The sequence below is a fragment of the Shewanella inventionis genome (genome assembly GCF_014641855.1).
Classification (GTDB): domain Bacteria; phylum Pseudomonadota; class Gammaproteobacteria; order Enterobacterales; family Shewanellaceae; genus Shewanella; species Shewanella inventionis.
The window spans coordinates 17,754-31,273 of sequence record NZ_BMII01000036.1 but is presented as its reverse complement, the minus strand read 5'-3'; the positions used below and the strand labels follow the sequence as shown (position 1 = coordinate 31,273).

The 13,520-nt window shown below is 41.5% G+C and carries 13 protein-coding genes; 7 read left to right on the top strand and 6 right to left on the bottom strand.

Going from position 1 to position 13,520, the window contains the following annotated elements:
• Positions 1–3 precede the first annotated feature (3 nt).
• Complete coding sequence (locus tag IEW93_RS18105; RefSeq protein WP_188740660.1) at positions 4–633, bottom strand: acetate uptake transporter; 630 nt, start codon at positions 631–633, stop codon at positions 4–6.
• Between the two features lie 606 nt (positions 634–1,239).
• On the opposite strand from IEW93_RS18105, the gene IEW93_RS18100 reads away from it, so the two are divergent.
• Positions 1,240–1,743 carry a glycine cleavage system transcriptional repressor gene (locus tag IEW93_RS18100; RefSeq protein WP_188740659.1) on the top strand — a complete coding sequence of 168 codons (504 nt, stop codon included), beginning with the start codon at positions 1,240–1,242 and terminating at the stop codon, positions 1,741–1,743.
• 34 nt (positions 1,744–1,777) lie between these two features.
• On the opposite strand, the gene IEW93_RS18095 is transcribed toward IEW93_RS18100, so the two are convergent.
• Complete coding sequence (locus tag IEW93_RS18095) at positions 1,778–2,941, bottom strand: GGDEF domain-containing protein (protein ID WP_188740658.1); 1,164 nt, start codon at positions 2,939–2,941, stop codon at positions 1,778–1,780.
• 153 nt (positions 2,942–3,094) lie between these two features.
• Positions 3,095–4,111, bottom strand: coding sequence for a phosphotransferase (locus tag IEW93_RS18090; protein WP_223419271.1), 1,017 nt, complete (start codon positions 4,109–4,111; stop codon positions 3,095–3,097).
• Positions 4,112–4,668: 557 nt separating this feature from the next.
• On the opposite strand from IEW93_RS18090, the gene IEW93_RS18085 reads away from it, so the two are divergent.
• Complete coding sequence (locus tag IEW93_RS18085) at positions 4,669–6,204, top strand: peptidoglycan-binding domain-containing protein (protein WP_223419272.1); 1,536 nt, start codon at positions 4,669–4,671, stop codon at positions 6,202–6,204.
• 222 nt (positions 6,205–6,426) lie between these two features.
• Complete coding sequence (locus IEW93_RS18080) at positions 6,427–7,005, top strand: porin family protein (protein WP_373284943.1); 579 nt, start codon at positions 6,427–6,429, stop codon at positions 7,003–7,005.
• A gap of 65 nt (positions 7,006–7,070) precedes the next feature.
• Here IEW93_RS18080 and IEW93_RS18075 read toward each other — a convergent pair whose 3' ends face one another.
• The 3 genes from IEW93_RS18075 to IEW93_RS18065 all read right to left on the bottom strand — a co-directional run bounded on the left by IEW93_RS18075 (position 7,071) and on the right by IEW93_RS18065 (position 9,925).
• The gene (locus IEW93_RS18075) at positions 7,071–7,700 is read right to left on the bottom strand and encodes a flavin reductase family protein (protein WP_188740657.1); all 630 of its coding nucleotides are present in this window, start codon (positions 7,698–7,700) and stop codon (positions 7,071–7,073) included.
• Between the two features lie 12 nt (positions 7,701–7,712).
• Positions 7,713–8,459: a sulfite exporter TauE/SafE family protein gene (locus IEW93_RS18070; protein WP_188740656.1), complete on the bottom strand. Its 747-nt coding sequence runs from the start codon at positions 8,457–8,459 to the stop codon at positions 7,713–7,715.
• A gap of 518 nt (positions 8,460–8,977) precedes the next feature.
• Positions 8,978–9,925, bottom strand: a complete 948-nt coding sequence (locus tag IEW93_RS18065; protein ID WP_188740655.1) for a permease — start codon at positions 9,923–9,925, stop codon at positions 8,978–8,980.
• Positions 9,926–10,043: 118 nt separating this feature from the next.
• Between IEW93_RS18065 and IEW93_RS18060 the strand changes: the two genes are divergently transcribed.
• From IEW93_RS18060 to IEW93_RS18045, 4 genes are all read left to right on the top strand, one after another.
• Complete coding sequence (locus IEW93_RS18060) at positions 10,044–10,349, top strand: ArsR/SmtB family transcription factor (protein ID WP_188740654.1); 306 nt, start codon at positions 10,044–10,046, stop codon at positions 10,347–10,349.
• Positions 10,350–10,374: 25 nt separating this feature from the next.
• Positions 10,375–11,247: an alpha/beta fold hydrolase gene (locus IEW93_RS18055; RefSeq protein WP_188740653.1), complete on the top strand. Its 873-nt coding sequence runs from the start codon at positions 10,375–10,377 to the stop codon at positions 11,245–11,247.
• 78 nt (positions 11,248–11,325) lie between these two features.
• The gene (locus IEW93_RS18050) at positions 11,326–12,585 is read left to right on the top strand and encodes an alkaline phosphatase family protein (RefSeq protein WP_188740652.1); all 1,260 of its coding nucleotides are present in this window, start codon (positions 11,326–11,328) and stop codon (positions 12,583–12,585) included.
• A 211-nt stretch (positions 12,586–12,796) separates the two neighbouring features.
• Entirely contained in the window at positions 12,797–13,393 is a 597-nt protein-coding gene (locus tag IEW93_RS18045; protein ID WP_188740651.1) for a 2-hydroxychromene-2-carboxylate isomerase, read from the top strand.
• The last annotated feature ends 127 nt before the right edge of the window (positions 13,394–13,520 follow it).

Below are 13,520 nucleotides of genomic sequence, written 5' to 3'. Positions count from 1 at the left end.
AATTTATGCGTTTACAGAGCGCAGTGTCGCTGGCTCAGCTTCAACCTTTAGTGGTGCAACATTGGCTTTTACTTGAGTTAATTCGCCAATAGGTAAAATAGTGCGGCCATATTCAGCATTAAGCACCTGCGCCATAGCAAAATAAATCGCACTGGCACCACAAATAATGCCTTCAAAACCTGCGATTGTGCCAATTAATTCGTTACCGGTAAAGTCACGAGCGGCAAGCAAAAAGAACAATATTGTTAGTGAACCAAACACAAATTGCTTAGCGCGTGGGTAACGTAATGATCCCACAAACATAAAGGCGGTAAATGTACCCCAAAGTGTTAAATACCATCCCATAAAGTGTACCGGGCTCGCTGCAACGCCCATATTTGGCATTAAAATCAACCCAACTAGCGTTAACCAAAATAAGCCGTATGAAGTAAATGCCGTTGTGCCAAACGTATCGCCGCGCATAAAGCACATCATACCTACAATAACCTGGCCGATACCGCCGTAAAAAATCCCCATCGCAAGGATCATCGAATCAATTGGAAAGTAGCCAGCATTGTGGATGTTGAGCAATATGGTGGTCATGCCAAAGCCCATTAATCCTAACGGAGCTGGATTCGCAAATTTTGTAGACATCGTGATCCCTTATGGAAAAGTTCAACAACTAAAAGTTAATCGGTACCCCTGTTGGGCAAGGCGCGCATTTTAGATAACTCGCACTAAGGTAGCAATATTCAGTAGTGAGTATTTCAATCAAAAAGGAATAAAATAAAGTTGTTTTAAAACAATTGCTTAGGTTTTATATGGTATGAGGTGATAACGATAAAACCCTTGATTGATAATAAACTCTTTTAAAATTAGTTAGATAGAAAAAACTTCTGCAACAAGGTGATTTAACGCTAGTTGTCATCATTAATGTGATACCCCTCAAAAACAGGGTGTTCGGCCGTGCCTAAAACCCGGTTAAACCATGGGGATTGCCAACAAACTTGTGACATTAGCAACAATAATCCAATAAGTTAGTGATGGCTTCCAAAATGGGCATTTTTTTGTCAAAAATTATCATTCGGTTAATTAATTTTTTCACCTAAATACATTCATGACTATTTTGTAACAACGGCATTGCTGAAATATCAGCCTATGTTATTCGCGACTGTTTTGTGCAAATTGTGTCCTAGTGCACAGACGAAGTTTAAGGGGGTATATAGTCTGTAGTTAGGAGTATTTCTCAATGGAGGCGCTATGCAACATAAATTCATTACCACGGTATTAGGCACGCTAAAGCCTAATTTACTGCAGTCTTTGGCTCAAGTGAGCCGCGATATGGGGGCCAGTTGGGAAACCAGTAAAGTGATTAAGCTCGATGGCCAATTTGTTGCCATGATGCGAGTGATGATTGATGCAGATAAAGAAATGGCCTTAAAGCATGCTTTAGAGCAGCAGTTTTCTCAGTTAACTTTTGTGTATGCCGAGTATGCACACGAGGTTATTCATAATTCAACAGAGTGCAAATTGACTTTAGATTGTAACGACCGCTCTGGTTTAACCCATGACATGAACCAAATTTTAAATGATTTGGAAGTCAGTGTAGATCATCAAGAGTGTTACCGTGTGCAAGTGACCAGTTTAGGTAAAACCGTTTACAGCGCTAAGTTAACGCTAAGATTACCTGATAATGTCACTGTAGCATTGCTTGTGTCTCAGCTTGAAACGTTAAGCGATAATATTCGTATTGAAGTATCTTAAAACAACAATTTAGTATTTAGGAGCAATGACCGAGTTACTTGGAGTTAAGGTTAAATACCACTTTATTGCGACCACCACTCTTGGCTTTGTATAAGGCATTATCGGCAAGATCAATTGCTTGCTCTACGGTAATGTCTTGTGCATCCAATTCAACAACGCCAAAACTGGCGGTGACATTAATGTGTTGCTCACCAAATTGTATTGGCGTGTCATTTATGACTGTCCTTAATCGCTCTGCGACATTTTGGGCTTCTTCATAGCTACTACGGCCAATTAATATCACAAATTCTTCACCGCCCATGCGGCCGATAAGATCATCTTTTTTGACATGCTGTTTAATTAAATGGCTTATGCTGATAAGAACCTCATCGCCCCCTGCATGGCCATATTGATCATTAATAGCTTTAAACTTATCAATATCCCAGTAAATTAAACAACCATGTTGCCCCAGCTTTTTAAGGTCTAACATGTGTTGTTTGGCATGAATATAAAACCCTCGGCGGTTTAAACAGTTGGTGAGTAAATCTGTCATTGCCAGTTGTTTCATTTCTTCGGCTAAATCAGACGCCAGCATATAGATAACAAATACTGACATACCCACATATGCGGCAGGCAAGGCGGTAAAATTAACAATACCGTACAACTTAACTATTTCAGTATCTACTGTTTTGCCTTGAGATAAGGCAATGCTTGCGGCAATAAATAAACACCCAGCAAATACAAAATGCATTATCGATGCGCCAACTTCAGCGGGCCGTGATTTTTTTCGATGTTTTATAATCACTACGCTTGTGATCAGCAGCAGTACAACGTCGATGTATAAATACAAAGACATTTGTAAACCTATATGTGGGCTGATAAAAGTAAAAAAGTAGGTTAATGCCATACCTATAATACCAAGGCCTAACAACAGTGCGGGGTGGAGCTTTGTGTTTGTGCGTAAGCAATGCCCCCAGGTGCCTAATATTACCGACAACATCGACACGCTACAGCCAATCATCCAATACAAGCTATGTGATAAAAACAATGTTTTAAATAAACTGTTTGCCCAAAGTACCGTTGATGCTAAAAAAGACAATGAAAACATCAAGGCGTACTTTTGTTTTCCCATGGTTTGCCAGGTCATAAAAAAGATAATCGACAGCAAAATACTCGAAAAAAATAAGGTGATCAAAATGTACGTAAATGGACTTTCCATATGCCGTCTTCTTATTGAGTGGATATAGGCGAAACACAGCACTCACAAGTGTGAGTGGATTAACCAGATGGATGTTAAAAATGACGTGTTAATACACTTTAGTCGTCAATAAACACCTTAGCCAATAAGCGTTGGTGATTAATAGTTAACTGCTCAATAACTAATCAAAAATGTAGTAGAAAGTTGCTCAATGGCCTTTGAGGTAAGCTTTTCTGTATAGGAATTTATTTTAACGTGTTCAACACTCCACCCTTTAACAAATCGATGAAAATCAGCCCAGGCGACACAATATAAAGGCCGCCAAACGTGCTCAACTTCTTGTGGGTTTATATGGGGTGTAAACTCGGTAAGCCCTTTTGTTAATGCAGTAAAATAATGCTCAAGATAATCATTAATGACGCTATCGGGTTCATTAAAATTCAGTGTACTACTGAGCAGCATTATCACATCTTTCATACCGCAGCCCTGGCCAATATATTGAAAGTCTACCGCCGCAGCTCGATTGTCTTCACTGAAGCAAAAATTAGCCAGTTTTGCATCACCATGCACCAAGGTTTGAAACGGACATTGCTTTAATGTGTTATCTATCAACTTGGCCGCCGACTTTAAAGGTCCTTCGGCTAATGCCTTGTATTCATCAGGTCGAGTATCTAAATGCCAATATGTGCCAACGGGCCAAAGCCCTGTGGGTGTTACAAACATATATTGAGCATGAAAATGTCCTAGCCACGTTAAACAGGCTCTTATCGTATTTGGTGTTGCAGTGGTTCTTATCTGAGTAAAACCCATCGTTTTTAAGTCTTGCAATACCAGTAAGGTTTCATCGCAGTCTTGTTCAACGCACAAACAATGAGGTAAAGGGCTAAATGCTTGTAAGTGTTTATTGGCGTAATCTTGATACCAATTCACTTCAACTTGATAAGAACGCAATTTACGCTGATGTGATAATGGAGTATTCCAACCTCGAGGGTGGGCTGTAGATTGCGGTAGACGGATGTATTTTACAATCACAGAAGGAAAAGAATGCCCAAGTAAATAGGCCCTAAACAGTTGACCGTATCCACCCCAAAGCGGTTGAATAAGTTCAATATGACTTACTTTACTGGCGCCCATCGCCTGAGTTATGCGCTGTAAAATAGGCTCTGGCACGGCGGCATCAGGTATGTTCAATGTTGCCTCTTACTTTTAAATTCATTTGCAGTATAACAAACTATCATTGTTTGATATAAAACCTACTTTTATTGGTTTGAGTACTGACATTTGGTGATGGTGCTTGTTGATATCCTCTTCGGTATAGCATTAGGCATCAATTGACTAGCTTTGGTTGAATACAAACTCATTTCACATCGCCTTTTTATATTTTTTTGTCTTGAATATAAAAAAATTTATTTTTTTATCGATTTTTTCTCAGCACTCACTAAGACAAAAAAATACCCCAAGCATACATTTGGTTCTGGCGTTTTAATAATCAATTTAACGGTTGTTTTTAAACGTTTTATTAACAATCATTGGTATTAAATTGCAAACAATCGTCCCGTATTTGTGACAATAAAATGACAAAATAAACAAGAGTTATTTGCAAGCTATTGTTTGTATTGGTCTTGATGATTTTGTTGTCAAGGTTGAATCGTCATTAATTTGACGATATCCTGTGCGGAAAAATGCAGCAATTTTTACAAATTGTTACATTTAGTTGACAAGTCAGCCTAATCGAACAAGGAGTCATCATGGCCACTGCAAGGACAACCATTTTCAAACTAAGCACAATTTCTGCTGCTATTTTATTAACTGCATGTAGTAGTTTGTCACAACCAACCAATGTTTCAGTTTATAGTGCAGAAGAGCTTGAGCAGCGAAATAATGCCTTGCTAGAACGAGAAAAAGCTGTTGCTAAACGTGAGGCTCAAGCTCAAGATGCATTAACCGTGAAAGCCAGCCCCGAAGGTGAATTACTGCCGCCCAATGCAAAACCGGGTGAATGCTATGCCCGTGTTTGGGTTGAGCCAACATACGAAAATTATACCGAAACCGTAATGGTGAAAGAGGCCAGTGAAAAGGTTGATATTGTGCCTGCACAATATCAACAAGTTACTGAGACTATTGAGGTGCAACCTGCTAGTTACAAAATGGTTGCAGTACCAGCAACGTATGACGTAGTTACCGAGCAAAAGTTAGTTCGTGAAGCAGGTGAACAATGGTTAGTCGACTTACGTAAGGGTAGTGCGCCAGCCAGTGCTGAGCTACTAAAAGCTGCAACAGATCATGGCATTAACCTTAATAACGCAACCCCAGGTATGTGTTTTCATGAACATTATATGCCTGCACGTTACGAGCAAAAGGGCGAGTCTGTATTAGTTGCTGAGGCTTATGACGTTGTCGAGACTATTCCTGCAGAATTTCGCTGGGTTGAAAAGCGTATATTGGTTAAAGAAGCCAGCACCCGCATGGAGCAGGTGCCTGCACAATATGAAACGGTTACCGAAGAAGTGGTCGATGTACCTGCCCACAATATTTGGAAAAAGGGTGTGGGTCCAATCCAAAAAATTGATGAAGCCACTGGCGAAATCATGTGTTTAGTCGAAGTGCCTGCCACTTATAAAACGCTCACCAAGCGTGTATTAGTATCACCTGCAACTTCGCGCACTGTTGAGATACCTGCAGAATACGAAACCGTACGAGTGCAAGAGTTAGTGAGCGAAGCAAAAGAAGTGCGCACTCAAGTACCTGCTAAATATAAAGATGTACAAGTGACTCAAAAAGTTGCTGATGTTGAGTTTGTGTGGCATGAAGTGCACAACGACGAACACCCAAAAACGACACGTACCGGTAATAAAATTTGTTTAACTGCTACGCCAGCTGAATATGAAACGGTAAGCCGCCGTGTTGTAGTCAGCCCTGCGACGACTCAGCGTGTCGACATTGAAGCTAAGTATGAAACGATGAACGTGACTAAGCTGGTTTCTGAAGCCAAAGAGTTACGTACTGAAATCCCTGCTGAATTTGAAACCGTGTCACTGAGTCGTATTGATAAAGATGGCTTCATGGAATGGCGTCCCATTTTATGTGAAACCAACATGACTCGCTCAACCATTACCGATCTTCAACAGGCATTAGCAACAAAAGGCTATAACCCTGGCAAGATTGATGGCGTAGTGGGTGTTGATACCATTAAAGCGGTAAACGCGTTCCAAACAGATAATGATTTACCAACCGATAAGTACATCAATATCGAAACAGTAAAAGCATTAGGCATTAGCCTTTAAGATAGCCTTTATTGATTAAAATAGCCCAAGTGGCAGCCTAATGTAGGCGATCACTTGGGCTTTTTGCTGTTTGTGTTTTGTGAGAACAACTGATTTTAAATGGTAGATAAATCGATGTGTTAACGCGATATCTCACAGTGAAAAATTAATGATATTAGCTATTTACGTTTAAGCTGTTTGTAGTATTATGCTCGCGCTTTTTATTAATATCATTAAGGAACAATGATGTACAAAATCTCTCTTCTCGCCACAACCTTGTGCGCTGTTTTAGCTACTCCAGCTTTTGCCAACACTGATACAAACTTATCAACATCAGATGACAGCGGTTTTTATATTGGTGGTGCAATCAATAAAACAGAACTCAGTTCTGATGATGCCAGTGGCTCTGTCGATGCTACGGGTTTTGGGATATACGGTGGCTATCAGTTTAACAATTGGTTTGGCTTGGAAAGTAACTTTTTTGCCGCCGATGTAGGTGATGACTATGAAGATGTTGTCGCTGGCGCACTGACCTTTACTCCTACATTTACTGCACGTTTTAATGAGACATTTTCGGTTTTTGCTAAAGTGGGTGTCGCATCAATGGCGGTTGTTGTTGATGGTTATTATGATGACTTTACCGCTTCGGGTATTGGCTTTACTTACGGCATTGGCCTAAATGCGGCTTTGACCGAAAACCTTAATCTTCGTTTAAGTTACGATATGAGCAAAGGTGATCTTGATATCGATGAATATGGCTATGTTAATGATATTGATGCTGAAATCGAGCAACTTGCATTAGGTTTACATTACCAGTTCTAATCATCTATTTGAGCGGATAATCAAGACAATTAAGGCTACCATTGGTAGCCTTAATTATTTGGCGTTTACAGCGTAGGGCGATGTAAATCGAAACGCTGCTCGTCTGAAATACCGTAATAAGCCGAGGGGCCACCTGCGCGTAACACAGGCTCTGCTAGTGCAGTTTGGTAAATGCCTTCCGCACTGAGTAAGTGCTTTTCAATGTGAACAGCCACTACTTCACCCAGCACCAACCAGGTATCAATTTTATCACCATTTGCATCAGTGAGTTGAATGCACTGCGTTAACTTACATTCAAAGTTGACAGGGCTTTCGGCGACCCTATCTGCCGCGACAATATTGCCTGCTACTGGGGTTAACCCTGCAAATTCAAACTCGTCTGTACCACGAGGTAAGGCCGCTGAGGTTAGGTTCATTTGCTCGGCTAACGTGCGAGTCGTTAAGTTCCACACAAACTCGCCTGTTTCAACAATATTGGCCACACTGTCTTTCCAGGCGGTGCTGGCAAAACCAATGATTGGTGGGTCGTAGTTAAAGCAGTTAAAAAAGCTATAAGGGGCTAAGTTTCGCTGCCCCTGGGCATTACGCGACGAAATCCAGCCAATGGGGCGTGGGCCAATAATCGCATTTAATGGATTATGTGGCAGGCCATGGCCTTTACAGGGTTCATAAAAAAATCGATTTTCAGTGCTCATGACATATCCTTATTACGACGGCATAAATGCGGTCCACAATAAACGCAAACCCACCAGTATCATCAACGTTAGAATGATCTGCTTAAATTGTTTTTCATTAAATTTATTCTGGATCCGCAAACCCAGTTTGACTCCAATCCAAGCAATGGGAGCTAGTATTGCCGACACCATTAAATTGCCCAGATTGATTTGCCCTAGCATCGAATAAGGGATGAGTTTAACCACATTCACAACGGCAAAAAACATCACTGCAGTGCCAAGGTATTGAGTTTTGGGTAAGCGCAGCGGAATTAAATACGCATTGAGTGGCGGACCACCTGCATGGGCAACAAAGCTGGTAAACCCCGCAATCGTGCCGCATATTCGGCCAATTAAAGCAGACGGTTTACGCTGCGACCACTCACCAAACGTTAATCCATAAATCCCAAAACCTAAAGAAATAACCCCTAAAATACCGCGAAGATACTGCTCATTAAGTTGATCAAACAATAAATACGCCAGCACAATACCGACAATGGCCGCGGGTAATAAAATGAGTAATTGTTGATTACTTTGTTTATTCCACCAAGAGCGGACACTTAAAAAGTCCATGTAAACCAGTAGCGGTAACATTACCGCCGCAGCTGCAGCAGGACTGATGGCAAGAGCTAATAATGGAACCGTTAATCCGCCTGCGCCGCCAGCAAAGCCAGATTTAGAAATGCCAGTAATGAGCACGGCAGGTATGGCAACAAGCCAAAAGATTGGGTCGGTTAACATTGTTGCCTCTATTAAATCATCGGCCTGGCTAGGCCGCTACGATATCCATTTAGCTATCATAGTGCACTGCGACAAACGACTTGAGCAAGCATGTTTAGCGAAATAAACATAACAATCTGCCAAAGAGTGCAGCGAGCAATGCTGTATTGGTGCTGATAACACTCACACCAAGTCGATTGGTGCGAGCGGTAAGTTGCAGCGTATTTAAGCAGGATTTTTACAGGCGAGTCATCAAGCTATACATGCGGGTTTTGCACTTAATACCATTTCCATTAATTATGTGACCAATCAGAGTCGCTCAGACTGTTCAGTTTGAGGCGCATTGTTGAAATAATGGTTATTCCCTTCTAAGGCAATGCAACAAAGAAATGGACAGTCTGAGCGCCTCCTGCAAGGCGGGTTTCTGTGCCTTCTATGCTGCTTAATAGTATTTTGACGTACGACTGCATGGATGCAGGAGGTAGAGCAACGCAGGAGCAGTTGCCGAGAGCAACTATGCCTACAATCCTATTACTTGCCTAGAAGGTACAGAATTCCCGCTGAATGACCAGATAATTAGTGGAATTGGTATAAAACAACCACTGATAAGCAAAGCCAGCTAATATTGCCATTGAGATAATGACACCGACAAAAGCAATCACTAACTGATTTTTAAAAATAGCTTTAAGTAAAATGACCTCCGTTAAACTGGCGCCCGCGCTGCCAATAATCAGTGCCATTACCGCACCCAGCCCCATGCCTTTTGCCGCAAGTGCTGCACTTAATGGAATAACCGCTTCTGCGCGTATGTATAGCGGAATACCAATAACGGCAGCGATAGGTATCGCCAGTGGGTTATCACTATTGGCATATTTAGCCACTAACTCAGTTGGCATAAAACCATAAATTAATGAGCCAATCGCAATACCGCCAATTAAATACGGCAAGACTTTTTTAAAATCGCTCCAAGTGCTTAGCCAAATGGTTTTCCATTTATTTTCGGGGGCAGATTTACCCCCACATGCTGATTTACATCCCGTTGCTGCAGGGGCTAAGTAGGCTTCTGGTTTGATGTACTTTTCAAAGCCGAGCTTCTCTAAGCCAAAGCCTGCAATAACCGACACCCCCATGGCGATGACAAAATAAAATAAGGTCACCTTAAGCCCAAAGGTTACGGTAAATAGACCAATAATAATGGGGTTAAGCAAAGGGCTGGCAAACAAAAATACCATCATGGTGCCAAACCCGGCTTTGGCTCTTAATAAACCTTTTAAAAAGGGGATTGTTGAACAAGAGCAAAAGGGGGTTATAGCTCCTAAAAAACCAGCAATAATATAACCTTGCCCGTGTTTGTCGCTCAAAATGGCTTGAATTTTATGCGGTGGCACATAAGTTTGTAGTACCCCAACTAAATAGCTAATCAATAAGAATAGCGTGGTTAATTCTACGGTTAAAAATACAAACATATTTAAGGTTTCTTGCAACATGATAGTGACCCATACAATTTTACTATATTTCTAGAATAGTCGAAATATATAGTTCAATGATAGCGAGGGAAAGTTATTTCTAGTATTATCGAAATATAAATTTCATTAAGGTGTCGTTATGGATATCGATTTTATTGCGAAAGCATTGAAAGAATTAGGTCATCCTACAAGATTGATGATTTACCGTGCGGTTGTGCGCGCGGGTTATCAAGGTATTGCGGTCGGTGGTTTACAGCAAAAACTAGACATCCCTGGATCTACACTGTCTCACCACGTGTCTAGCTTGGTGTCGGCGGGGTTAATTAAGCAGCGCCGCGAAGGGAGAACGTTATTTTGTATTACAGAATATGATACCTTGCAGTCAGTCATTGGTTTTTTGCAAGACGAGTGTTGTGCAGACGAGCAAATACCAAGGCCCCAATAACACAATAATTAAAGGGATTAGCATAATGATTTCATTGGATGAATGGCAACAACATGGGCAGTTTGAGCAACTTAATGGCCAGCAAATTTTTACTCGCACTGGAGGTAATTCCTCTGCGCCAGCATTATTGCTTATTCATGGTTTTCCTAGCGCCAGTTGGGATTGGGAAGGTATGTGGCCACAACTCATTGAGCATTATTATGTGATAACCCTTGATATGCTGGGTTTTGGCTTGTCTGACAAACCTAAAAATAGCGAGTATTTAATCAGCCAACAATCCGATATTTATCAGGCATTTTTAGCTAAGTTAGGCGTGAATGAATATCATATTTTAGCCCATGATTACGGCGATACTGTTGCACAAGAGTTACTTGCAAGACAAGTTGATGGTGACAGCAAAATGCACATTAACAGCGTGTGTTTATTAAATGGCGGCTTATTTCCTGAAACCCACAAACCGGTATTGATTCAAAAGTTATTGTTATCGCCCATAGGGGCCTTTGTGGCAAAAAGGATCACCAAGTCAAAATTTGCTGCCAACTTACACCATATATTTGGCCCAGCAACCCCGCCAACGCCAGAAGTAGTCAATACGCTTTGGCAATTGTTAATCCATAATGATGGTATTGCAGTGATGCACAAAATCATCACCTATATGACCCAACGTAAACAACACCGTCAACGTTGGGTTGGAGCGCTAGTGAACAGCCCTGTACCCGTTAAATTGATTGCGGGTGCATTAGATCCGATCTCGGGTCAGCATATGATCGATCGCTACAGTCAATTGATCCCCAATGCAAATGTTACCACCCTGCCGACACTCGGGCATTACCCTCAAGTAGAAGATGCCCAAGCCATCACTACTGCGTATTTACAGTTTAGAGAGCAGCTAAACTAAAAAGCTTATTAAATCAATAAAGCTGTCATATTCTATTGATATGATTGTTATTTTAAAATCATTCATTGAGATATCTCCATGCGCGTAACAGTCACTTTAGGTTTATTGATTAGTGGTTTATTTGGTTGTGGGTTATTGCTTAGCATCAATAGTGCATTGGCTAACCCACAGGTTGAACAAACCCAAAAACCTTATGTGTTATTGGTGTCTATTGATGGATACCGTCATGATTACACCCAACTGCATAAGCCAACGTTTATAACTGAATTTGCGCGCAATGCCGCTCAGGTGACTCAATTTAAACCATCGTTTCCAACGGTGACATTTCCTAACCATATCACTTTAGTCACAGGTCTTTATCCTGCGCATCACGGTATTGTTGCCAATCGTTTTTATCATCAAAAATTGCAGCAAACCTATGCAATGAATATAAAGCAAGCCGTTACCGACGGACGTTTTTATCAAGGCGTCCCCTTATGGTCATTGGCAGGCCAACAAGGTATGAAAAGTGCGACGTATTTTTGGCCAGGATCAGAAGCGGAAATTGCCGGTCAGCGTCCAGATTATTGGTTACCCTATAATGACGATGCCCCAAATAATCAGCGGGTTGAACAGGTATTACAATGGCTTAATTTACCGCAAGATCAGCGCCCCCAATTTGTAACATTATACTTTTCAGACGTTGACACTGCAGGGCATATTCACGGCCCAGATTCTAGCCAAACTCGCCAAGCGGTTAACCAAGTTGATCAGGCCATAGGGCAGCTACTTGCAGGCATTAAGGCATTACCATTTTCAGTGAACGTGATTATTACTTCTGATCATGGCATGACCAATGTGGCGAAATTTCCACGAATGTATACCGACAAACTGTTTGATGAAGCTCCAGCATTAAAAGATAAATTTAGCTTTAATAACGACGCCGCTTTTTCGTTAGTCACTGCCATTGGCGATAACAAGCAACAAGATTTAGACGCATTAGCCTTATTAGCTAATAAAGTGCCAGGCTTGCAGTTTTATCGCCGTGACGATGTGCCTGCCAATTTACACTTTAGCGATAATCTTTCGATTGGTGATGCAGTACTCATCAGCAACCAACATTACATTACCAGTACCGATGCGCGCGCAGGAGTAACAGGTAAACATGGCTATGATGCTAATGTTATCAGCGACATGAACACAGTGTTATATGCTCAAGGGCCTGCATTTAATCAACAACATATTGACCAGGCCGATAATATTCACCTATATCCACTCATTGCGGATATTTTAGGGTTAACCATTAACGAGCCTATTGATGGTGAGTTAACTGTTTTAGCGCCTTTGTTGGCGGAGTAAAACTAAGCTTACTCAACCGCAGCAATACTTTTTTGAAGAGCCTCAAGGAGCAGACCCTAGGACTGATACTGACTTTATGAATAAACTAGAACATTTGTTCATAAATCATTGCTAGACAGTATCAAACGTTGCAGGATAAGGTTAATCTATGGTTTATAAAGCGCTATCAAACCATCACGTTTATCACTTTTATTAATCGGTAACGCGAAACATGAAAACTGCCATTGAGTATTACTTTACTAGCTTTTCTCCCTATGCCTATTTAGGTCACCATACGTTTACCGCCATTGCGGCAGAGCATCACACCGCCATTGACTATAAGCCGATAAAACTTGGCAAACTGTTTGCCGAGCGAGGCGTGTTACCGGTAAAGCAACGTCCGCAAGCGAGACAAGATTATCGTTTAATTGAATTAGCGCGCTGGTCTAAAAAACGCCAATTACCCCTTACGCTTCATCCGGCTTTTTTCCCAGCAGACCCAAGCTTGGCCGACAAATGTACTATTGCGCTCCAACAACTGGGACAAGACCCCGCCGAGTTTGTCGCGCAAATGCTGGCGGCATGTTGGGCAAAAGAGCAAAACATTGCCGATGTGGCATTGATCGGCCAGATCCTCACATCATTGCAACTTGATTCAGATAAGGTTATTGCACAGGCATCATCGAGTGAAATTGAAACGATATACGAAGCCAATACTGCGACTGCGATTGAAAAAGGCTTGTTGGGTGTGCCGACCTACGTGTATCAAAGCGAGCCATTTTGGGGCCAGGATAGACTTGAGCTGTTGGCCGACAAATTAGCGGAATAGTGGTTTAACGCTCATAAAATACAAATGGCTATGCTGACGTTTATCACGTAGGCATAGCCATTAACCCTAAATCGCGGAGAGCTACGGCATTACAAAGCCAGTTTGCTTAAGCGGCTTGGTACTGCGA

Excerpts from the sequence above, each read along its gene's own strand:
- IEW93_RS18065 (WP_188740655.1), bottom strand. The coding sequence starts at position 9,925 with ATGTTGCAAGAAACCTTAAATATGTTTGTATTTTTAACCGTAGAATTA.
- IEW93_RS18105 (WP_188740660.1), bottom strand. The coding sequence starts at position 633 with ATGTCTACAAAATTTGCGAATCCAGCTCCGTTAGGATTAATGGGCTTT.
- IEW93_RS18075 (WP_188740657.1), bottom strand. The coding sequence starts at position 7,700 with ATGAGCACTGAAAATCGATTTTTTTATGAACCCTGTAAAGGCCATGGC.
- IEW93_RS18080 (WP_373284943.1), top strand. The coding sequence starts at position 6,427 with ATGATGTACAAAATCTCTCTTCTCGCCACAACCTTGTGCGCTGTTTTA.
- IEW93_RS18085 (WP_223419272.1), top strand. The coding sequence starts at position 4,669 with ATGGCCACTGCAAGGACAACCATTTTCAAACTAAGCACAATTTCTGCT.
- IEW93_RS18050 (WP_188740652.1), top strand. The coding sequence starts at position 11,326 with ATGCGCGTAACAGTCACTTTAGGTTTATTGATTAGTGGTTTATTTGGT.
- IEW93_RS18070 (WP_188740656.1), bottom strand. The coding sequence starts at position 8,459 with ATGTTAACCGACCCAATCTTTTGGCTTGTTGCCATACCTGCCGTGCTC.
- IEW93_RS18045 (WP_188740651.1), top strand. The coding sequence starts at position 12,797 with ATGAAAACTGCCATTGAGTATTACTTTACTAGCTTTTCTCCCTATGCC.
- IEW93_RS18100 (WP_188740659.1), top strand. The coding sequence starts at position 1,240 with ATGCAACATAAATTCATTACCACGGTATTAGGCACGCTAAAGCCTAAT.
- IEW93_RS18055 (WP_188740653.1), top strand. The coding sequence starts at position 10,375 with ATGATTTCATTGGATGAATGGCAACAACATGGGCAGTTTGAGCAACTT.
- IEW93_RS18060 (WP_188740654.1), top strand. The coding sequence starts at position 10,044 with ATGGATATCGATTTTATTGCGAAAGCATTGAAAGAATTAGGTCATCCT.
- IEW93_RS18095 (WP_188740658.1), bottom strand. The coding sequence starts at position 2,941 with ATGGAAAGTCCATTTACGTACATTTTGATCACCTTATTTTTTTCGAGT.